General features: G+C 41.2%; 16 protein-coding genes. 10 read left to right on the top strand and 6 right to left on the bottom strand.

What is annotated here, in order from left to right; translation table 11 throughout:
- Nucleotides 1-18: 18 nt before the first annotated feature.
- Both AAV98_RS16070 and AAV98_RS16065 read right to left on the bottom strand, forming a co-directional pair.
- Nucleotides 19-765 (bottom strand): anti-sigma factor, encoded by a 747-nt coding sequence (locus tag AAV98_RS16070; protein ID WP_060666565.1) that lies wholly within the window; start codon nucleotides 763-765, stop codon nucleotides 19-21.
- A complete protein-coding gene (locus AAV98_RS16065; RefSeq protein ID WP_060666564.1) occupies nucleotides 762-1,316 on the bottom strand; it encodes an RNA polymerase sigma factor in 555 nt (184 codons plus the stop codon). Before AAV98_RS16065 ends, AAV98_RS16070 begins: the two co-directional genes overlap by 4 nt.
- Before the next feature lie 218 nt (nucleotides 1,317-1,534).
- Here AAV98_RS16065 and glcT point away from each other — a divergent pair, with 218 nt between their 5' ends.
- The 3 genes from glcT to AAV98_RS16050 all read left to right on the top strand — a co-directional run bounded on the left by glcT (nucleotide 1,535) and on the right by AAV98_RS16050 (nucleotide 7,119).
- Nucleotides 1,535-2,365, top strand: coding sequence for a glucose PTS transporter transcription antiterminator GlcT (gene glcT / locus AAV98_RS16060; RefSeq protein ID WP_082380929.1), 831 nt, complete (start codon nucleotides 1,535-1,537; stop codon nucleotides 2,363-2,365).
- Nucleotides 2,366-2,694: 329 nt separating this feature from the next.
- Nucleotides 2,695-4,731 carry a glucose-specific PTS transporter subunit IIBC gene (gene ptsG / locus AAV98_RS16055; protein WP_060666562.1) on the top strand — a complete coding sequence of 679 codons (2,037 nt, stop codon included), beginning with the start codon at nucleotides 2,695-2,697 and terminating at the stop codon, nucleotides 4,729-4,731.
- A 468-nt stretch (nucleotides 4,732-5,199) separates the two neighbouring features.
- Entirely contained in the window at nucleotides 5,200-7,119 is a 1,920-nt protein-coding gene (locus tag AAV98_RS16050) for a bifunctional 2',3'-cyclic-nucleotide 2'-phosphodiesterase/3'-nucleotidase (RefSeq protein WP_060666574.1), read from the top strand.
- Between the two features lie 151 nt (nucleotides 7,120-7,270).
- Here AAV98_RS16050 and AAV98_RS16045 read toward each other — a convergent pair whose 3' ends face one another.
- Together AAV98_RS16045 and AAV98_RS16040 are read right to left on the bottom strand one after the other, a co-directional pair.
- Nucleotides 7,271-7,675 carry a sporulation protein gene (locus tag AAV98_RS16045; protein WP_060666561.1) on the bottom strand — a complete coding sequence of 135 codons (405 nt, stop codon included), beginning with the start codon at nucleotides 7,673-7,675 and terminating at the stop codon, nucleotides 7,271-7,273.
- 165 nt (nucleotides 7,676-7,840) lie between these two features.
- Nucleotides 7,841-9,271, bottom strand: coding sequence for a hypothetical protein (locus tag AAV98_RS16040; protein ID WP_060666573.1), 1,431 nt, complete (start codon nucleotides 9,269-9,271; stop codon nucleotides 7,841-7,843).
- 192 nt (nucleotides 9,272-9,463) lie between these two features.
- Here AAV98_RS16040 and AAV98_RS16035 point away from each other — a divergent pair, with 192 nt between their 5' ends.
- Nucleotides 9,464-10,966 carry an amidase family protein gene (locus tag AAV98_RS16035; RefSeq protein ID WP_060666560.1) on the top strand — a complete coding sequence of 501 codons (1,503 nt, stop codon included), beginning with the start codon at nucleotides 9,464-9,466 and terminating at the stop codon, nucleotides 10,964-10,966.
- Between the two features lie 79 nt (nucleotides 10,967-11,045).
- Here AAV98_RS16035 and AAV98_RS16030 read toward each other — a convergent pair whose 3' ends face one another.
- On the bottom strand, nucleotides 11,046-11,639 hold the full coding sequence (locus tag AAV98_RS16030; protein WP_060666559.1) for a vWA domain-containing protein: 594 nt from the start codon (nucleotides 11,637-11,639) through the stop codon (nucleotides 11,046-11,048).
- A gap of 85 nt (nucleotides 11,640-11,724) precedes the next feature.
- On the opposite strand from AAV98_RS16030, the gene AAV98_RS16025 reads away from it, so the two are divergent.
- The 6 genes from AAV98_RS16025 to AAV98_RS16000 all read left to right on the top strand — a co-directional run bounded on the left by AAV98_RS16025 (nucleotide 11,725) and on the right by AAV98_RS16000 (nucleotide 21,299).
- Nucleotides 11,725-12,216: a hypothetical protein gene (locus tag AAV98_RS16025; RefSeq protein WP_060666558.1), complete on the top strand. Its 492-nt coding sequence runs from the start codon at nucleotides 11,725-11,727 to the stop codon at nucleotides 12,214-12,216.
- Nucleotides 12,217-12,329: 113 nt separating this feature from the next.
- A complete protein-coding gene (locus AAV98_RS16020) occupies nucleotides 12,330-15,464 on the top strand; it encodes a DEAD/DEAH box helicase (protein WP_060666557.1) in 3,135 nt (1,044 codons plus the stop codon).
- A gap of 19 nt (nucleotides 15,465-15,483) precedes the next feature.
- On the top strand, nucleotides 15,484-16,203 hold the full coding sequence (locus AAV98_RS16015) for a DUF2161 domain-containing phosphodiesterase (protein ID WP_060666556.1): 720 nt from the start codon (nucleotides 15,484-15,486) through the stop codon (nucleotides 16,201-16,203).
- A gap of 585 nt (nucleotides 16,204-16,788) precedes the next feature.
- Nucleotides 16,789-17,415, top strand: coding sequence for a metal-dependent hydrolase (locus AAV98_RS16010; protein WP_060666555.1), 627 nt, complete (start codon nucleotides 16,789-16,791; stop codon nucleotides 17,413-17,415).
- A gap of 176 nt (nucleotides 17,416-17,591) precedes the next feature.
- Complete coding sequence (locus AAV98_RS16005) at nucleotides 17,592-20,396, top strand: hybrid sensor histidine kinase/response regulator (RefSeq protein WP_060666554.1); 2,805 nt, start codon at nucleotides 17,592-17,594, stop codon at nucleotides 20,394-20,396.
- An 84-nt stretch (nucleotides 20,397-20,480) separates the two neighbouring features.
- A complete protein-coding gene (locus tag AAV98_RS16000) occupies nucleotides 20,481-21,299 on the top strand; it encodes a CheR family methyltransferase (RefSeq protein ID WP_060666553.1) in 819 nt (272 codons plus the stop codon).
- Nucleotides 21,300-21,324: 25 nt separating this feature from the next.
- Here the strand turns inward: AAV98_RS16000 and AAV98_RS15995 are convergent, their stop codons facing one another.
- Entirely contained in the window at nucleotides 21,325-22,467 is a 1,143-nt protein-coding gene (locus tag AAV98_RS15995) for a SpoIIE family protein phosphatase (protein WP_060666552.1), read from the bottom strand.
- Nucleotides 22,468-22,510 lie beyond the last annotated feature (43 nt).

Genomic DNA, 22,510 nt, shown 5'->3' with positions numbered 1-22,510 from the left:
TGCTCCGAGCTTTCTTTTTTACAACCCCGCAGAAAGATGTATCTCCCCTTCAGGCAATTCATTCCCACTCTGAGGTTCCAATGTAATCGCAATGGTATCCCAATCTTCCAAAGCAGTCTGTATGTTATGGAACACATACCCTTTACCTTGATCATCAATAGTAAAGTCGCCAGCAGGTATGGGTGCACCGTCCTTCAATAGCCATACCTGATACACTTCATTTCCATTGAGCTCTGGTAAGTCCTGGGTTTGAATCATGACAGATAGTGCCTGTTCCTGTTGGAAAAGTGCTGCATACCCGCTGCCTGCAGCATCTGATGGCTGCAAAGTAACTACGGTATCAGGTTGTTTCAGCTCTTCTGCTACCGACTCAACTCCTTCATCTTTTTGCATCATCAAGTACCCGTTTCCAACCAATGAAAGCAATAAAGATGCGGCAAGTAATGTGGTTAGCCAAGGTTTCCCTGAAGCTGTATTTTTACTAACGGATGTCTCAACTTCCCTTTTAGAAGCAATAGGTGTGACGGTAGATTTTTCTGGTTTCACGTCTTCAGCAAATACATTTTCTAAAATTCTCTTCTTCATTTCTGGTGGGGGTGAGGCCTGTTCAGACACAAGGGCAACATCTCCTAACAGATCATGAAGTTCCATTAATTCCTCTTGACATTCGGGACAGGTGGCTAAGTGCTGTTCGAATTCTTCTCTCTCTGTTTGTGTTAGGTGACCATTAAAATAGTCCAACACTAACTCACATTTCTGACTCATATACTCCCCCTCCTATCTGCAAGCAACGGTTTCAGTTTTTTCAGTGCAAGCCGGATTCTTCCCTTTACTGTTCCAAGAGGTATGCCAGTCAAATCCGCTATTTTTTGCTGGGTGTAGCCTTTGAAATACATATAATGCACCATTTTCCTTTGATCATCTGATAAGGTGGAGACCGCTTCTCTGATGACTATTTGCTCTTCCTTCCACTCTGACTCCTTTTCAGTAGAGTCATTAGAACGTAAGAATGGTTCTACATCTTCTAACGTGGTGCTTTGTGTTCGTTGCTGCTTGCGAATAATATCCAAGGCTTTATTACGGGCAATGGTGAACAGCCATGATCGGAACTTGCCTTTTGACTCGTCGTAGATCCCTGTTCCTTGCCATATTTTAATAAATACATCCTGCATTGCTTCTTCCGCTATGTCATGGTCATTCGTAATTTTTATTAAAAAAGAATACAAAATCTTTTCGTACCTGTCGTACAGTTCTTCTAGAGCGGTTTTATCTTTTTTCTTAATTCGCTCATAAAGAAGAGAGTCCTTATTCTGCATAGGTTTTCTCCTTTTTTATGTGATTATCTTTATTATATCTTTATTTGTCTGATTAAAAGAAGAAATAAGGCATTCCTATTTTCATAACGTTAAAAACTGGAGTTTAGATCAGTGTTATTTTGGAAGAAACCATTTGGAAAACTTGCTCGCTTGACTCTGCCTCCCCCGTAGCGTACTTTAATATATATTGCAGTTTTAGATACACCGGAGGAATGGCCATGCGTGTGAAGAAAGTCTTGAATAACAATGTGTTGATTGCTGCCCACCCCGAGTACAATGAAGTGATCCTTACCGGGAAGGGAATTGGCTTTGGGAAACGAACAGGAGAAGATATTTCCGTTGAGAGTGCGGAGAAGTTCTTTGTGCTTCGCGACCAGGAAGAGCAGCAACAATACAAGCAGTTACTTAATTATGTTGACGAGTCATTTATCGGTTTGATGAATGAATGTATAGAGCGAATTGAAAAACGTTTTGAGGTTCGGTTGAATGAACATATCCATGTTGGATTAACGGACCATCTTTATTTTGCAGTGAAAAGAATTCAACAGGGGCTGGATATAAAAAATCCATTCTTGACGGAGACGGAACTCGCCTACCCTAAAGAATACACAGTAGCACTTGAAATTGTAGAGTGGTTGAACGAAAAACTTGGGATTTCGGTACCAGTTGGGGAGGTAGGATTCATTACCTTACACATCCACAGCGCGTTGACCAACCGAGAACTGTCCGAGGTCAACAAGCATACCCAGCTGATTAGCACCATGGTGGATGTCATAGAGGAATCCCTGAAAATCTCTGTTGACCGGACTGATGTGAACTATTTGAGGCTGATCCGTCATTTTCATGCGTCGATTGAAAGGGTCCATAAAGACGAGAACCGTCCAGAAAATCAGGAAGTTCTCGCAAAAGTGTTGCAAGCTGAATACCCTGTGTGCTACAATCTAGCATGGAAATTGATTAAGATTATGCAGCAGAACTTACACAAGCCAGTCCCAGATGCGGAGGCAGTTTACCTGACCCTACATTTGCAAAGGCTTGCAAAACAATAAATATCCTAAACACTTTTTTCACGTGTTACTGGTTGTGCAGGCATGAGCGGAAGAAAGCGTAAACGAAGAAACATGGTAGAAGTCTATCTACTTTTCCTTCGTATACCTTTTCTTTTGGCTCATGCCTTTTTGTTGTCTTTTTATTAATGTTTACCAGTTTAGTTGATGGCAGTGAAATGCGCGTAGACTCTCGCGGGAGGAAGGGATAGGGAAGAGCCCCATGAGGCTTCCGGACCGTCCGCAGGAAAGCGAAGCGCCTGGATCGGAAATCAACGGCAAACTTAAAAGGAATTCTGCCAAGCATATAAAAATACCAAGGAGGAACACATATGTTCAAGAAATCATTCGGTTTACTGCAACGTATCGGGAAAGCCCTCATGCTTCCTGTCGCATTGCTACCAGCAGCAGGAATCCTGCTTGCATTCGGTAATGCCATGCAAAACCCAAACCTAACAAGTCGTCTCGGCTTTCTAGAGGCAGACTCCCTCGTGCTACTGGCACAAATTATGGAACAGGCAGGAAGTATCGTATTCTCTAACCTGCCACTACTCTTTGCTATCGGGGTAGCCATTGGACTAGCTGGAGGAGACGGTGTTGCCGGACTTGCAGCCATGATTGGTTACTTAATTATGAACGTTACGATGAGTGTAATCAGTGGAGTGACCGCTGAACAGGTAGGATCAGACCCTGCACTTGCTAATGTGTTAGGAATCCCAACCCTTCAAACCGGGGTATTCGGGGGTATCATAGCCGGGGTGCTCGGTGCCTATATGTACAATAAATTTTACAATATTGAATTGCCATCTTACTTAGGATTTTTTGCTGGTAAGCGTTTCGTTCCGATTGTAACGGCAGCTTCCGCACTTGTACTAGGGGTGGTCATGAACTTCGTATGGCCATTTGCGCAAGAAGGACTAAATACCTTCTCTTACTTTATGACAGAATCAAACCGTACGTTGGCAGCATTTATTTTCGGTGTCATTGAACGTGGACTGATTCCATTTGGTTTGCATCATATTTTCTATTCTCCATTCTGGTTCGAGTTTGGTTCTTATACAAACGCGGCAGGAGAATTGGTTCGTGGGGACCAACGCATTTTCATGGAGCAGGTGAAAGACGGTGCCGAGCTTACTGCAGGTACGTTCATGACTGGTAAATTCCCATTCATGATGTTCGGTCTTCCGGCAGCTGCACTAGCAATCTATCACTGTGCACGTCCAGAAAACAAGAAATTTGTTGCAGGTATCATGGGTTCAGCGGCATTAACATCTTTCTTAACAGGTATCACAGAACCACTTGAGTTCAGTTTCTTATTCGTAGCACCAGTATTGTTTGCAATCCATGCAGTGTTCGCTGGTTTATCCTTCATGATCATGCATATTCTAGATGTAAAAATCGGTATGACGTTCTCTGGTGGTGTCATTGACTATATTCTATTTGGTATCCTTCCAAATGCGACGGCATGGTGGTTGGTGATTCCTGTTGGTCTAGTATTCTCGGTTATCTATTACTTTGGATTCCGTTTTGCAATCAAGAAGTTTAATTTAATGACTCCAGGTCGTGAGGAAAAAACAGAGGAAGCAACGGCTGGTTCCGCTTCCGTTGATGAACTGCCATTCGGTGTACTAGAGGCACTTGGCGGAAGAGAAAATCTTACAAACCTGGACGCGTGTATCACTCGTCTTCGTGTAAGTGTAAAAGATGTGGAGCAAGTTGATAAAGAGCGACTGAAAAAGTTAGGTGCTGCAGGTGTTATGCAGATCGACCGCAACATCCAAGCAATTTTCGGACCTCGTTCTGAGACAATTAAAGGACAAATCCAAGATATTTTAAGTGGGAAAACGCCAGTGAAGCAAGAAGTGGCAGCAACTTCTGAAGATAAGACTGTGGATACTGTTGCAGTAAAAACTTCCGAAAAGTTTGAGGTAGTAATGCCGATGACAGGTAAACTACTGCCTATTTCTGAAGTTCCTGATAAGATTTTCTCTCAAAAAATGATGGGTGACGGTTTTGCCATCGAACCAACGGACGGTAAAGTGGTATCACCTGTTGCAGGGAAGATCGTAAACTTGTTCCCGACCAAACATGCAATCGGAATTGAAACGGCTGATGGCCGCGAAGTGCTTGTGCATGTCGGAATTGACACAGTTAACCTAAAAGGAAAAGGTTTTGAAAGTTTAGTAGAACAAGGCGACACAGTTGAGCAAGGACAAGCGTTACTGAACGTTGACCTTCGCATTGTGTCAGAAGAAGCGACATCCATCATCACGCCTATCATCTTCACAAACTTGGCTGCTGGAGAAGCAGTGGAGATTAAGGATGGTAGTGTACGAGTTGGGGAAAAAGGTCGCGTAGAGATTCGATAAAAGTTTCATAGTTTGAATAGAACCGTTTGGCGTGTGAATGCGCTGGGCGGTTTTTTTGTGTGGATGCGAGAGCTATATGGGGCTGAAAAAGAAAAAGTTATAATAACCCTTTGAAAAGTCACAATAACAGTAAAAATAGTTACAAAAACGGCTGAAAAAGTCACAATAGCTTTTAAAATGGTTCCAATCCTCAAGGATGGAGGTTTCAAACCTACTCCACTTACTTTATATGTAAAGAAATTCGTAGGAACCCCGCTTCTTTATCAGGGTCATTTTACAATATAAGTATTTATACCCGTATTATTGAAAGATTCCTGTTGTATTTTGTCAAATTCAGTCCTTTCAGATTATTTCTAAACGAATAATACTCTCTATAATGAAAGGGTATGACCATTTACTTTTTAAAAGGAGCTGTTTTGCTTGAATCAAGTTTTCCAACAACTAGGAAAAAAAGTGTTGGCTGTCACGATGGCTGTATCTTTACTAGCAACATCACCCATGTTCCACTCGGCGGAGGCTGCGTCAAATAAAGGAACAAAATCAAGGCAACATGAAGTGGAACTAAGAGTAATGGGAACAACAGATATCCATACTCACCTTTATAACTATGATTACTATAAGGACATGGAAGTTAAAGATTTTGGTCTTGCAAAAACAGCTACATTGATTAAACAGGCCCGTGAAGAAGTACCAAACACGATGCTTTTTGACAACGGAGATCTTATTCAAGGAAATCCTCTAGGAGACTACAAAGCGAAGGTAGATGTATTACAACCTGGAGAGGTTCATCCTGTATTCCAAGCAATGGGATTACTAGATTATGATGCTGCCACACTTGGCAATCATGAGTTTAACTATGGCTTGGATTTCCTTGATACGGTATTAGAGGGTGCTCCATTCCCATATGTCAGTTCAAACGTATTTTATGATGATGGTGCTGACAACAGTAAGTATTATGTGAAGCCCTTTAAAATAATAAAGAAAAAGTTCAAGAATAAGAAGGGGAAAAACAAAGTACTCCGTGTTGGTGTAACTGGGGTTGTCACGCCACAAATCTTGCAATGGGACAAAGCGCATCTTGAAGGGAAAGTTGTCACAAAGGATATTGTTCAATCAGTGGAAGCAATTATTCCTAAAATGGAAAAAGCCGGTGCTGACATCATTATCGTTTTGGCACACTCTGGGATGGGTGATGTGGAGTATGCAGAGATGGAAGAGAATGCTACATATGATTTGACCAAAATAGATGGTATCGATGCCATTATTACAGGACACAATCATCTTACATTCCCTGGAGACTTTAAAGACCTTCCTGGTGTGGACGCAGAAAAGGGAACCATTAATGGTGTTCCGGTTGTGATGCCTGGTAACTGGGGGAACAATTTAGGGATTATGGACCTTACACTCTCTAAAGTGAAAGGTGATTGGAAAGTGACAGATTCTACAACAAAATTAAGGAATGTAAAGGACGTGGAGCCAGATCCAGCTATTTTACATGCGGTAAAAGAAGCGCATGAGGGGACAGTAAACTACGTTCGAACTGCAGTTGGCACAACAAAAGCCGACATTCAGAGTTACTTTGCTTTGGTGCAGGATGATCCTTCCGTCCAAATCGTCACTAATGCACAAAGATGGTATATAGAAAAACAATTAAAAGGAACGGTAGATGAAAATACGCCTATTCTTTCTGCGGGAGCACCTTTCAAAGCTGGAGGGAGAAACGGAGCAGACTATTATACATTCATCCCTCAGGGAGAAATAGCCATTAAAAATGTAGCAGACTTGTATTTATATCCAAACACAGTAGCTACAGTGAAGGTGACAGGTGCTGATGTAAAAGAATGGCTTGAGATGTCAGCTGGACAATTCAAGCAGGTCGATCCCAATAATAGTAGTGAACAAGCTTTGATTAACACAGACTTCCCAACCTATAACTATGATGTCATTGACGGCGTCACTTATGAAATTGATATAACAGAGCCGGCAAAATACAACAAAGACGGGGTTGTCATGAACGAAGGGGCAAACCGTATTAAGAACCTGGCATATAACGGAGAACCAATGGACTTGAATCAGGAGTTTATTGTTGTAACCAATAACTATCGTGCGAGCGGTAACTTCCCAGGAGTACGCAACAAAATGGATATGGAGTTGTACCCGGATGAAAACCGTCAGGCAATCATTGACTATATTCTAGAGCAAGGTGAAATTGATCCATCAGCTGACGGAAACTGGACGTTTGCGCCAGTTACTAAATCTGTCAACGTAACATTCGACTCCTCACCTAACGCAGTCGACACCTTACCAGAAAACGGCACCATCCAATACGCAGGAGCCTCCCAAAATGGCTTTGCTAAATACAAACTAACACTGCCAACAGTAGAATAAAATTAGTAGGAGCAGGGGTTGACTTTATCACTTTAGAGTGGTGAGGGTCAGACCCCTTTTCTTTGCTTTTTCATTCCTTTCATCCAAGTAAAAATGAAAATAAATACAGGAAGAATAAATTGAAAAAACAAAGGCCTGCCTCCAATAGGAGTCAGGCCTTGATTATTTCTCGCCCAAGAACAATAATCTCATCATGATCCATGCTCTTCACATCATCTTGAAAAATCAATCGTGTGTGGAAACGATAGCTTATATGATTGGTAGAAGGCTCTAATGCATTCGGAAGCTGATAGCAAAATGGATACTCTACCTTATCATTTGCATCCATGCTCTTGGACATGAGAATGGTCGTTACAGCATCCACTGTTTCGACCGTATCCCCTTGAAATTCTTTTACTAGATCACATTCTAATCTTTTTATGTGCTGCCTAACCCAACCGCCTTCCACGTGAAAAGCGCCAGTCACTTTTTCACCTGGATTTAGCTCCATATTATTCAAAACTAAATCTACATGAGGAGAACCTAAATTTAAATAGCTCATTACCTTTTTTATCATATAGCCTAAACCTCCGAAATGAGTAATTACTTAATTATCGTATATTTAAAGATACGAACAGGTAGAACGAAAGTTTCAACTATTTTTTTCCTTATGTAAATACACATACCCAATCTTAACAGTTAAAAGCCTTCATCCATAAAAGAATGAAGGCTTTTAGGTATATTAGTATAACCAGAGTCCTACTAACGTTGCTACAATCAACCCGATAATTACGGGTATAAAGCTCCGGCGAACAAGCTCCATGACAGGAACCTTTGAAAATCCGGCAACAGCTACAAGGGAAGACCAGGCAATCAATGTTCCCCCTCCAACCCACACAGAACCCATCTGTCCTATTGCTGCAAGTGTGGCAGCTTCCACTCCAACACTTTCACTAAGGGCTCCGGAAAGCGCTCCAACAAGAGGGAGTCCTGAGAAGCCAGAACCATCTAACCCTGTTATCATTCCAATTAAGAGTATTCCAAATCCTGCTATAAATGAACTTTCAGGGATGTAAGACTGACCGGCAAGTATGAGGTCAAACAGGAAGGAGGGTGTCTCTTCAACAGGAGTGCCAAGAATTCTAGAAGCAAGTTCCCCGCTACCAATAAAGAAGAATCCAGCAATTGGAATAACCGGCCCCATCGCCTTAAAGGCAAACAAGAATCCTTTGACCATATTGTCACTGACAGTTTGAAAGGTGGTACGCGCGTTAAGGAAGAATGACGCTCCAATTAATAGAATAAGCGAAGCTCCTCCGATAAGAGACGCGCCTGCCCCACCCTCTAGAGAAGGAATGACATCGGAAAATTTGGCCAGAACCATATAGATGATGATAGCTAGAAACGTTCCTGGAACTAAGATAGCAAACAGTGTGCTGTATTTGCTTTTTGTCACAGATCCGCTTTTTGTCATATCATTCGTATCACCGCCCTGGTTATCTATATTGTTCCATTTAATTAGATGCTCATTAGACGGCCGTACAATAAGCTTGCGAATTGAAATATAAGCAAGTGTGATAGCAACAACTCCTGTAACAAGAGATAAGATCAATCCGCGATCGGCTACCGTACCGATGTCAACTGCAGCAGCGGTGGCTGTTAAGGACGGTGCAATTTGAATAATGTAATCCGAAGATAGCGCCATCCCTTGACCGGCAAGGGAAATGGCGATAGCGGCCCCAATGGGTGGTAGCCCGGCTCTAATGGCAACAGGAATTAAGAGTGCACCCACAAGCGGTACCGCTGGAGTCGGCCAGAAAAACAGGGAAATCGCGTAGGTAACAAACACAATTACCCAAAACGAGACATGCCCGTTTTTCATGACCCGCTGAAAAGGAGTAATCATTTGTTCATCCGTCCCTAATGATTTAAGGGAATGTAAAAGTGCCGTCATGATGGCGATAATCAGGAAGATATTAAAAAGCTCTCCTGCCGCAACCAGGCTGGCGTTAAATATGGTTTGAAGCCCAAATATGAATGACCCCTTGAAAATCCACCCTACAAAAAAAGTCACCAGGATGGCCGGAACCACTATATTTTTCCTGAACAACATAGTAACGATAATAACTAGTGTTCCAACTAAATACATCCAATGCGCTGCCGTCAATTCCATCTGTACCAAACTCCCCTCCAAGGCAATCAAGCCAGAGATGTAAAAGATAAGTTTCTGTATGGTAGCCTATGTTAAAAGGTGGGCTTTGGTGCTGATAGAGAAACCTACATCATCATAATGGAATACTAATTGGTTACTAGAGAGAGGTTTATTCTCCTACCTTAAGGAATAGAGTATAGAGAGGTGATAACGTTGAAGAGGGATGAATATAAAAAGTATGACGGTCTTGGATTGGCAGAGTTGGTAAAAAACAAAGAAGTGAAGCCTGTTGAACTGTTAGAAATGGCGGTCAGTGAAATTGAAACGCAAAATCCCCAACTGAATGCGGTTATCCATACGATGTACGAACAGGCAAGGACTGCAGCGGAACTGGCTTCTACAGGGCAGTTTGCAGGGGTTCCAATTCTATTAAAAGATATAGGGCAGGAAATAAAAGGGGAACCGAAAACACTTGGCTCTAAAGCTCTCTACAAATATAGGGCCAAAAGGGATTCAGAATATGTAAGTCGGCTCAGGAGAAGCGGCTTTCTGTTTTTAGGACAAACAAATGTCCCAGAGTTTGGTTTAATGGCAATAACAGAACCTGTTGTATACGGTCCTGCAAGAAATCCATGGAAACTAACTCATACCCCTGGGGGTTCAAGTGGCGGTTCGGCAGCGGCGGTGGCCTCAGGAATGGTACCAATTGCAGGTGCAAATGATGGAGGGGGCTCTATTCGTATTCCAGCTGCATACTGTGGACTGTTTGGGTTGAAACCTACAAGAGGAAGAACTCCGGTAGGTCCGCAGCTTGGTCGGTTTTGGCAAGGAGCGGCAGTTGAACACGTGTTGACAAGGACCGTAAGAGACAGCGCAGCAGCCTTAGATGAGTTAATGGGAGCTGAAAAGGGAGCGGCATTTTCTATCCCTGATTATGAAGGAAGCTACTTAGATATCATTCAACAGCCGATTGAGAAAAAGCTCCGTATTGCGTACTCTACTAAATCCCCCATTGGTACAGAAGTTCATCCGGACTGTGTTGAGGCAGTCACAAAAACGTTAAAACATCTAGAGTCAGAAGGGCATATTCTTGAAGAGAAGGATGCACCGGTAGATGGGAAGAAAGTTGCCACAAGTTATCTTTCTCTCTACTTTGGAGAAGTTAGCGCCATGATTTCTACCCTTGACGAGATACTTGGAAGGAAAGCTACTTTGAATGATGTGGAGCCTGCAACTTGGCTGCTTGCCCTAATTGGAAAATCCATGTCTGCGCAAGAATTTGTCCTCCATATGAGGGAATGGGACGTTGCAGCATATGCAATGGAAGAATTTCACGACACCTACGATTTATATATAACACCAGCTACTGCCTTCCCTCCTTCAAAAATTGGGGATCACAAACTTAAGCCTCTTGAGAGTATTGCGCTGCAAGTGACGGGGAAATTAGGATCTGCTACAATCCTTAAGAAAATGGGCATCGTGGAACAACTTGTACAAGAAAGTTTAAAAAGAGTTCCTTTTACGCAGCTTTCAAATTTGACTGGGCAACCGGCTATGTCGTTACCAGTTCATGTGACAATGAAGGGTCTTTCAATAGGTGTCCAGTTTATGGCAGGGAGGGGGAGGGAGGATCTCTTATTGCAGATGGCAGCACAGATAGAAAAAACAGAGCTTTGGGTAGGGATGGAAGAGTTGCTTTCCACAGCTACTAAATAGGTGAAAAAGAGTGGGAGAACCCGTATTATATCTACAACGACGGGTTCTTTTTGTTCACTTTTTCTGTCCTACATATTATTTAATTTTTCAATTGTATCCTTTTTTCAGAAACAATGTCACAGACATTTTCATACATCATCTCGACACCTTTGTGGGTAGCTTCAAAATTAAATGCTTGATCCTCCTGTATACCTAAGCTTTCCGCTTCCTTTGCTACATCAATATTGGCTCCCATAAAGATGAATTGCCAACTGTATTTTTCTTCTTGGTGACGGATTAATTCTTTTACTCTCGGATACGTGAACTCTATGCTTGAATTTTCCATACCGTCCGTGGTGATGACAAAGATTACATTACCAGGCCGTTTAACATCATCCGTTCGAGACAACCGGTTTCCGACATCTAGTATAGTTCTGCCGATTGCGTCCAAAAGGGAGGTAGTGCCCCTAACGTAATAATCTTCTCTGGTTAATTTAACATCCTTCGCATCCACACCATTCCACAAAGTTTCCACTACATCGTCGAAAAGGACGGTGGTTACAAGCGTGTCTCCTTCATGTCTACATTGTCTTTCCAAGAATGCGTTAAACCCTCCGATTGTATCTTTTTCAAGACCTCCCATTGATCCGCTTCTGTCCAATAGAAAAATAATTTCTGTTAAGTTTTTATTCATTTTCATCCTCCTCCTTCATGCTATAATAATAACTAATAATATCCATAAAATGGTCGCCTTTTAAGCGACATTTGGAGGTAGGAGAATGGTAGATAAAAAGTTTTTGGAGGAACTCGAAGAATTTATTTGGCAGCATCGAATTTATGATGTACGTGGGAAAGAAGATTACATCTGCTACAATGAATCTCCTATTTTACATGAAAAAAGTGATATCTTTGAGATAGAAGAGTTTATTAAAAATAATAAGAAGCCCACTCTTCAACAGGTCCTGTTTCATTACATGGACCGCCATGGCGGAACAGATGCGGAGATATATAAAAAGGCCGGTTTGGACCGGAAACACTTTTCTAAAATACGAACCAATCCGGATTATCGTCCCAAAAAAGCAACGATGGTGGCATTGGCTTTTGCCTTGGGACTTGATGAAAAAGAAACAGAAGACCTGCTTGGTGCTGCAGGGTTATCCTTGTCGGAAAACGATATTTCTGACCTTGTAATCAAATTCTTTCTGATGAAAGGAATTTATGATCTTGGAAGATTGAACGAAGCAGTTGATGAAATGAAATTAAGAGTGTAAGAAGAATATAGAAAACCGGAGACACAGCTTGCGAGACTATGGGGCTGTGCTTCTTATTGTATGTTACAATCTACATAATAAAGTGGAAATCCACCCTGAAAGGAGAACACCACATGAACATACATGTAGATAAAAAACTCATACAAGAACGATGTGGTTCTGTTTCCTTAAAAAGCGGGGAGGCATTTCGTAGAGCGGATAAAGTAAAGATAGAAGAGTGGACGAATGATCGGTGTGTTGCTGTTGTTATGGCCTCCGAGGATTTCCGGGTTGTCATAAGGACGGATGGAACCGGAGATTTTCATACAAGCTGTAGTTGTCCAAAGCTAGCTTCCGTAAAAATAGAATGTCAGCATATTGCAGCTGTACTTTTAACGATTCATGAAAGTCACTTGTCACAGCAAGACTTGTCAGGAGAAGTGTTCCGCCTATTCCAAGCAGATAAGAAACCTTCAAGTGGCAGTCAGATGCATTTCGAAAAAAGAGAAGTGGTAGACGTAGATTTCTTTATAAAACCAGTATTAAAAGATGAAGAAAATTTTCTTGGAATAGAGCTTTCGTTGCAGCAGAGCGTTGTCCAAGATCCGCGTAAACTATTACATTTTATTAAGAATGGAAAGCAAAGTGACTTCTTTGACCCAAAGATTCAATGCTTCAAAAAAGAAGCGGATGCTGTAATTCACCATTTAATAGACATTTTAGATGATGAAAAAACATTTATGGAGCAAATGGAAAAATCGCCACAAGCACTAATTCTTCCACCATCCTCCTTTAGAAAAATTGCACCGCTTTTACAGCAGGTAGATGTGAAAACACTTCTTAATAAGCAAGCATACGAAGGCTTTAAGTTAGTAAAAGACCCTCTTTCCCTTCATTTTTCTTTTACAGAAGATAACGCAAATGGGGTTCTACTAAAGGTTGATGGGCTAAATAGTGTAGTGGTTTTCAGAGCATATAATATTGTTTTTAAGGATGGATACTTTATATCCTTGGAGACGGATGACTGTCATCGACTTGCTGAGTTGAAAAGAATGTTGGATGCATCTAGGACAAATTCCATCCCTATTGCTCCAAATCAGGTTCAGGTGTTTATGGAGAAGGTAGTGCCGGGCTTACGAAAACTCGGAAAAGTGGAACTTGATGAAGCGGTCGCCAAGCGTTTTGCAAAAACCCCATTAGTAGCAATACTTTATTTGGACAGAGTGAAAAATCGGCTTTTAGCAAGTTTAGAGTTTCAATACGAACAGGTGATGATTAATCCATTAGATCCAAGAGAACACCGGATGAACACCATGATTATCCGCGATTATGATAAGGAGCAATTAATCCTTGATCTAATGGAGGACAGTGAATTTGGTAGTACAGAAGAAGGATACTTTCTTCACAACGAAGAGCTGGAGTACCAATTTCTCTATCATATGTTGCCTAAGTTGCAACGTTTTGTACAAGTGTATGCAACAACTGCTATTAGAAATCGTATTTTTAGAGAGCCTGCTAAGCCGCAAATACGAATTAGAGTAAAAAAAGAGCGCACAAATTGGCTAGAATTTAAATTTGAAATGGACGGCATACCAGAATCGCAAATCAGGGAGCTTTTACATGCATTAGAGGAAAAAAGAAAATATTATCGTTTGAAGAGTGGCTCAATACTTTCTTTGGAGACGAGGGAATTTGAGGAGATTCAACGTTTTTTACAAGCCAATCCAGTGCAAAATGAGGATTTAGAACAGGGTTTAAATGTCCCCATAATTAAAGGCTTCAAGATGATGGATTCCGTAACAGATGAGGGTGTGTTTTCCTTAGAAGAGAGTTTCCGCCAATTTCTGGAGGACGTAAGAAATCCAAGTGGTGACCATTTTCAAGTTCCAAATCAAGTGGCTAACCTCATAAGAGATTACCAAATACAAGGCTACAGATGGATGAAAACACTTGCTCACTATGGTTTTGGTGGAATCTTGGCTGATGATATGGGACTTGGGAAAACCTTGCAGAGTATCACATTTATCCTCTCTGAGCTACCTGATATCCGCCATAACAGGTGTCCAGTATTGATTGTTACTCCTTCCTCACTAACCTATAACTGGCTTAGTGAAATTGGTAAATTTGCCCCAGAGTTCAAGGCTCTCATTATGGATGGAACTCGAAAGGAACGTGAACAGGCTTTTTCTCAGATAAAAGAAGTGGATGTCGTCATCACTTCCTATCCTTTGTTGCGTCGTGATATTAACCTATATGCTGCTAACCTTTTCCATACGGTGTTTTTTGATGAAGCACAGGCCTTTAAAAATCCAGTTACTCAAACGTTTCGTGCAGTGAAACGAGTGAAAGCCGATAATAAATTTGCTTTAACAGGGACTCCTGTTGAAAATTCTCTCGAAGAGCTGTGGTCTATTTTTCATGTTGTCTTTCCTGAGTTGTTTATGGGATTGAAGGAATACAGCAATTTGACTAGAAAAACCATCTCACGTAGAATCCGGCCCTTTATGCTTCGGCGTGTGAAAGAGGATGTACTGGCGGAATTGCCGGAGAAACTTGAAAGCTTGGAATCAGTAGAGCTTTTACCAGAGCAAAAGAAGCTTTATGCAGCTTATCTTGCAAAGCTTCGACATGACACATTGAAACATTTGAACAAAGACACTTTGAGGAAAAATAAAATTAGAATACTGGCTGGGTTAACAAGGCTCCGCCAAATATGTTGCCATCCCACGCTTTTTGTTAACGGATATAAGGGAAGGTCTGCGAAGTTTGACATGCTCTTACAATTAATTGAAGAATCTCAGGGTTCAGGCAGAAGGGTGCTTATTTTCTCCCAATTTACAAAAATGCTGGAGCTGATAGGAAGAGAGCTTGCATTTCAAGGAATTCCCTACTTTTATCTGGACGGCCAAACTCCATCAGAAGAAAGAGTAGAACGTTGTGAAAGGTTCAATTCTGGGGAAAGAGACTTTTTCTTAATTTCGCTAAAGGCAGGTGGGACTGGTCTTAACCTGACTGGTGCTGACACTGTTATCTTATATGATCTTTGGTGGAATCCCGCAGTGGAAGAGCAGGCGGCTGACCGTGCCCACCGTATGGGCCAAACGCAAAAGGTTCAGGTGATAAAGCTTGTAACAAGGGGAACGATTGAAGAAAAAATGAACGAATTGCAAGATAAAAAGAGACATTTAATAGAGGAAATAATAGACCCTGATGAAAGAATATCAAAGTCATTAACGGAGGAGGATATCCGAGAGATTCTTTCCATTTAGGGGAGGTTGGTGTGTAAGCATGACGGAAAAGAAAAAAATATATGAAGTAGATTTGTATAAACCAATTCAAAAGCATTTTGTCAAAGAAGGCTATGAGGTTTACGGGGAAGTGAACGACTGCGATATTGCGATGGTGAAAGGCGAAGCGGTGGTTGTAGTAGAGCTAAAGCTGACTTTAAATGTTCAGCTGCTCATACAGGCGACGAAGCGGCAAAAGCTTACGGACCTCGTATATATTGCGATTCCAAAGCCATCTTTTAGCAGGCGTTCAAAACGTTGGACTGATTTGTGTCATTTGATTAAGCGGCTTGAACTGGGCTTAATTGTAGTGTCATTCAGTGGGCGAGGGAAGCGTGTGGAGGTTATGTTTGATCCAGTTCCGTTTGACCGAGCTAAAAGCATGCGTCAACATAAGCGAAAGCGTGATGCATTGGTCAAAGAGATGGACGGGCGTTCATCTGATGTCAATCTCGGAGGTAGCAACCGAGTAAAGATAAGAACTGCTTATAAAGAGAACTGCGTTCAAATTGCATGTTTTCTTGAAAAGTTAGGTCCTCTGTCGCCAAAGGCTTTGCGGGATTTAGGAACGGGCGAAAAAACCTCCTCCATATTAACGAAGAACTATTACCGCTGGTTTGAGCGCGTAAAGCGGGGGACCTATGTGATCAGTGAGAAAGGAAAGAAGGAACTTTGTGATCATAGCGAGCTTGTGGAGCACTTTTTGAAGAAAATGGATTGAGTTGGAGACTCCCCTGCACTTCAAGGAAGCCACTGAAAAAGACCTTGATTTTGAAATTTTATTAAACACCGCTGTTGATTTCCGCAAATGGCTTCGCTTTCCTAGGGGCTGACGACAGCCTCCTCGGCTACGCCTGCGGGGTCTCCACCTAGCGCTATCTCCCTCAGGAGTCTTCGCCTTTTGCTCCAATCAACAGCTAGGAATCAATAAAAACTTTACGTTATCAGTTTTTCAGTGGCCTCACTTTCAAGTGGGAGGGGCATTTTATATTAGAGTTTAGTACAACAGGAGTCGATGATTAGAAAGCTATTGGGGGTATGTGACCCGGGAATCGGGCGAAAATAGCGAGGAATCGGGCGATTTACAGGTACAATCGGGCGATTCGCACTATCCACTCCAAAAATACATTTTCCCAACATACCCGCATCCCCTGGTTCCCAGTCACTAACAATCAGGACTTTTGCACCTAAACAGAACAAATGTTTTCTTGTAAAATAGCTAAAATGTGATGTTTCATAATCGAAGATTTAAAGGGAATTCTGACACATCACCAACTCAGAACGTCAGACAGAGGTGAAATAAAACATGAATGGAACTGCACATGCAGCCATAGGGGCAGCTACAGGTTTCGCAGTAGCAAACACGTTAAACACAACCCCAACTACCACTCTTATCTTAGTCAGCATTGGGACCATATCAGGCCTTGTGCCAGACCTTGATATTGACGGGAAACTCCGCGGAAGAATAACGTTATCCCACAAAGTGACGAGATTAATTGCTCAAATCATAGGAACAATGATGATCCTATACAGTTTATATGAAGGAACCCTAGAGGAAAAGTTGAGGGGAATAGGAATTGGAGCGCTTATGATTCTTATTTCTTCCTTCATCAAACAGAAACATATGCTTACCATCACTGGTGCAGGGGTTATTATAGGAGGTGTTTCCCTGCAACAAATGTGGGTGATGCTTTTTGGCGTCTATATCATAGTGGCTTCCTTGGTGTCCCACCGAAGTTATACCCACTCCCTACTTGGTGTAGCATTTTTCGCTTACATAGCTTTAAAGCTAGAACACTCACTTTCTATTAACGGAGTATTCTTAACATGCACCATTTCCTATATCAGCCACTTGATAGCTGATATGAAACTATTGCCCTTTAATAAAAGAGGAATTAAATTATTTCTTCCAATTTCATCTAAGGAAATATGAAAAATGCCGGGTTCTTCTAATAAGAAGAGAACCAGGCATTTTTCTGTTTTTTACTTGAACAAAAATCTTCTAACTCCGAGCATCCAAACTCGACCACTATTTCCTCTAACTGGTATAATTAATCTCAATAATTGCGTGCGTTTTGGCATCATAAATCAATGAAAGTGGGAGTTGCGGTGAGCTTTAAGAGAAAACAATTCGTCGGGCTGGGGGTTACGGTGGTTTCGCTTGTTTTGCTATTGTCTGTCATTCTATTAATGAGCAATTCCATGAAGACAAACATGCTCGAAATAGTAGAGGACAGGTATTACAAAGTCAACAAAGCGACTGATATTAGACAGTTATTCTATGAAACAGACAGGCAGCTATTGTTTATTATTAATAGGGATGCCGCAGAAGATATAACAGATAATCTAGAAAACATAGCAGAAAATAGAGAAGCTGCCAGAACCAACATCATAGAATTGGAAGCTGTTCTAGAGCGGAGAGAAACAAAGGCGTTAATACGTAGTATTCAAGAACGTTACGATTCGTACTGGGTTATGGAACAACAAATTGTTTCCGAAATTAACAATGGTGCTTCTAATGGAGAGTTGCAAGACATCTATGTTTCTCAACTTGATACGAGAACAGCACTTCTGCAAGACATATCTGATTTTAAAGATATGCAGGAATCGTTTATGCAAGATACTTTGTCAAACGCAAATGAAACCTATCAAACTCTAATCATTATTATGGTTACGGCCGTCATCCTATCATTAATGGTAATTGTCCTGACCACACTTTGGGTAATTCGAAGCACAAACAGACGTCTAGATGAAGTCAAGAATGGAATTAAAGATATTAACTATAATGACCTATCTGTTTTGCCTCGATTAAGCACAGGCATAAAGGATGAAATTGGAGAAATATCGGTAGCATTTAACACGATGGCTTCATCCATTGAAACTTATCATAAGAAAGAAAAACAGTTTACAGAAGAAATTGGTAGACAAAACTGGGTGCAAAAAAATTCTGCAGATATTATTAACCTCTATCACCGTAATGTTTCTACAGACTCACTTGCACAAAAGTTCATTGCAACCTTAACACCTCTTACGGATGCAAAGCTTGGTGCTTTTTATCTGTTGGATGGGGAAGGAAAAGAATCCTCCTATCGAAAAATTGCGACCTATGCTGACGGTGCAGAAGAAGTTGGTGGAGAAGCATATAAGTTGCGTGAGGGGTTGGTAGGACAGTGCGCCTGGGACAAAAAGGTAATCCTACTGGAGGATGTCCCTGAAGCCTATTCCGTCATTACGACAGGAATTGGGCATATTAAACCGAAGAGTATCATCATTGCTCCTGTCATCGTAAAAGATGAAGTGATTGCCGTGATTGAAATGGCGACATTAACAGAATTCACAAAGACGCATCGCCAGCTCTTAAACAAAGTGTTGGAAACGCTCGGAATTGCCATCACCAACATTCTAGGAAGAATGGAAGTAGAGCGTCTGTTACTTGAATCACAAGCGCAAACAGAGGAGCTGCAATCTCAGTCTGAGGAATTGCAAGCTCAGTCAGAAGAGCTTCAGACCCAATCAGAAGAGTTGCGCATGATTAATGAGCAGCTTGAAGAAAGGTCCCGCGATGCGGAACAGAAATCTGCGGATCTTCAACATGCAAAAACGGAGCTTGAAGAAAAAGCGAAACAGCTTCAACTTAGCTCAAAATATAAATCGGAGTTTTTGGCAAATATGTCCCACGAGCTGAGAACACCGCTGAATAGTATTCTATTACTATCAGAAATGCTGGCGGAAGATCCGGAAGATCAATTAACAGATGAACAAAGAGAGTTCTCCCGTGTCATCAACTCTTCCGGTCAGGATTTGTTGAATCTAATTAATGATATTCTTGATCTTTCCAAGGTCGAGGTGAAAAAGCTGGAAGTGATGTTTGGGGAAATGAATGTGGAAGAGTTCATCAACCGCCTGGAGCTTCAATTCACCCATATTGCCAAGCATAAAAAGCTGGATTACGAGATTGTTCGCGGAAATCAGTTACCAGATGTATTTTTCACAGATGAACAACGTCTTCAACAGATAGTAAAAAATCTATTATCGAATGCGTTTAAGTTTACAGAACAAGGGAAAGTCTCGGTGAAAATCGAGAAGGCACTAAAAAGGGACCTTCTAAAAGCAAACGCAAATGTAATATCGGATACTTGGTTAAAAATATCTGTGGAAGATACCGGAATAGGCATTTCCAAGGACAAGCAGTCCCTTATTTTTGAAGCGTTCCATCAAGGGGATGGAGCGACGATGAGAAAGTATGGTGGCACAGGACTTGGCCTTTCCATCTCGAAAGAGTTTTCTAATCTTTTGGGGGGCAGTGTGTTTGTAGAAAGCGAAGAGGGCGAGGGAAGTGTCTTCACACTATTGATTCCTAGTCTACCAAAAGGCATGCCTCAGATAAAAGAAGTAGAGGCAGCGTGGCAGGAAGTAGCAGCCACATCTGAAACAGATTTGTTGGAAGAGGAAAACATGGTTCTAGACATGGCGAGGAATGAAGACGTACGTAATAAATCGCAAACAATAGTTGAAGAAAATGATATCTCTAATATCCTAAAAGGAAAGACGGTTGTTGTGGTAGATGATGACCATCGAAACGTCTATGCCCTGAATAATGCATTGAACAAAGAGGATATGAATATCTTAACAGCAGAGAACGGATTACAGTGCCTCGACATCCTCCATGAAACCGAACATGTTGATATTATTTTAATGGATATTATGATGCCGGTCATGGATGGATATAAAGCCATTAAAACAATTCGTAATCTAGAAAAACATAAAGACGTCCCAATCATTGCCCTTACTGCGAAAGCGATGAAAGGTGACCGTGAAAAATGTCTGGAAGTGGGAGCTTCTGATTATATCAGCAAACCACTTAAACTTGAACAACTATTGTCTGCAATGAGAGTTTGGTTAGCAAAAAATTAGGCTATAGACAAAAGGGACGGTTACGGTTCGTTGGATGAGTAACCGTTCCTTTTTTAAGATTTTTTTTTGGAGGCAGGATTACAAGTGGACAAGCAAGATTTAGAATTAGAATTATTCTTAACCGCAGTTTATCGGCTTTCGGGTTTCGATTTTCGAAAATATATGAAGTCTTCGATTAAGAGAAGAGTGGAAAATAGATTAAGGTTAGAAGGGTTAAAAAATATCACGGAACTAACAGAAAAAGTAATACATCAAGAAGTATTTCTGAAAAAGATATTAGATGATTTTTCTATTAATGTAACAGAGATGTTCCGTGATCCTTCTTTTTTCTTGTCCTTCCGTGAAAAGGTGATTCCTCTTTTAAGAGAGTTACCGGAAATTCGTGTATGGCACGCAGGCTGTTCTTCCGGAGAGGAAGCCTATTCTATGGCCATTCTTTTAGAAGAAGAGGGGGTCGGCCATAAGTCGAAAATCTATGCAACAGACATGAATGAACAGATCTTAGAGAAGGCACAAAAAGGCGTCATTCCCCTTTCCAAAATGAAAACATATACGAAGAATTATATGCAAGCAGGTGGTAAAACGGCCTTTTCGGAATATTATCAATCTGATCACCAGTTTGCCTATATAAAGGAAAACCTGTTGAACAGAATTGTGTTTGCTCAGCATAACCTTGTGACAGACCGTTCGTTCAATGAGTTTCATATCATTGTTTGCCGTAATGTATTGATTTATTTTGATTTGGAGCTTCAATTTAATGTAATTCAATTGTTTCAGGAAAGTCTAGGATCTCAGGGGTTTCTTGGGCTCGGAAGCAAAGAGGCACTTCGTCTTGATGCCCATCCTGGTTTTGAAGAGTTTGATGTGTATGATAAGATTTATCGCAAAAAAGGAGAGCTATAGTTAATCAGCTCTCCTTTTTATGCATTTATCTCGCTTGTATCATGACGACGCACATGTCGTCGGAGGCTTGTTGTTGCATGTCAGCTGGTAAGACCAGGTTAATAGGTTCAGGGATGTTTGTTAAATCCCAGAGTTTTGATGCGGATTTAATAAACTGAGGGTATTGATTCATACCCACTTTCTCCAATGTTTCGACAACCCCGTCTGTATAAAGCATAATTTGAACCGAATCCTTATAAGGGACCTTCGTCGTCGTAACATCTACGTTCTCGAAGAAACCTAAAGCACATGTACGATTAGAAAGCTCTACTACTTCCTCTTCATCAATGAACGCAAAACCAGCCGGATGACCAGCATTCACATATTCCATTGATTTTTCATTTGTATCGATGACAAGATAAATAGCTGTAAAATAATATGGAATTTGCTGATTCCGTAAATTGAGGGCATGCATCCACCGATTTAACTCACTAATAACGAATTCAGGGTCGGAGCGGCCTCTGATGGAGTCTCGCAATACAGAGGAGATGAACATGCATACTAAGGAGGCAGAAATACCGTGCCCCATCATGTCCAACAGTATGACTGCATACCTCGAGTCGTCTACCTTATACCAATAATACATGTCGCCTGCGAGTTTATAAGCGGGAATGTAGGATGCTTTCACAGTGAATTTGTCCTCAATGATTGGTTCGCTTAAAAGACTATTCTGTACTTGTTGAGAAAGGTCCAACTGATTTTTGATCTTTTCCGCCTGCTTTTTATTCTTATCCTTCTCCTCTTTAAGTCGAAGAACTACCCGAATACGTGCCAAAAGTTCTGTTTTATTGATGGGCTTCATGACATAGTCCAAACCACCTGCATCCAGCGCTTCTGCTACCTTATTAGAATCTTCTAATGCGGTGACAAAAATGACAGGGATATCTTTCAGGTGTGGATTGTTTTGAAGTGTTCTACACGCTTCAATTCCGTCTATTTCAGGCATCATGATATCCATTAAGATGATATCGACGGGCATTTGAGGTGATGCGGAATTATTATTATGTAAATATCTAAACATTTCATTAGCGGATGTGAAGGATAAGTATTCTTTGTACCCCGCCCTTTTTAAGATATTTTCGATAACGAACAAATTTACTTGGTTATCATCGACAATTAGTATGCCCATATTCTTTTTCTCCTCTATCTTTCTAGAATAGTAAACACCCCAT

The organism is Bacillus sp. CHD6a, assembly GCF_001293645.1.
Lineage (GTDB): Bacteria > Bacillota > Bacilli > Bacillales > Bacillaceae_I > Sutcliffiella_A.
The sequence above is the reverse complement of the archived record's forward strand: the minus strand, read 5'-3'. Positions and strand labels throughout refer to the sequence as shown.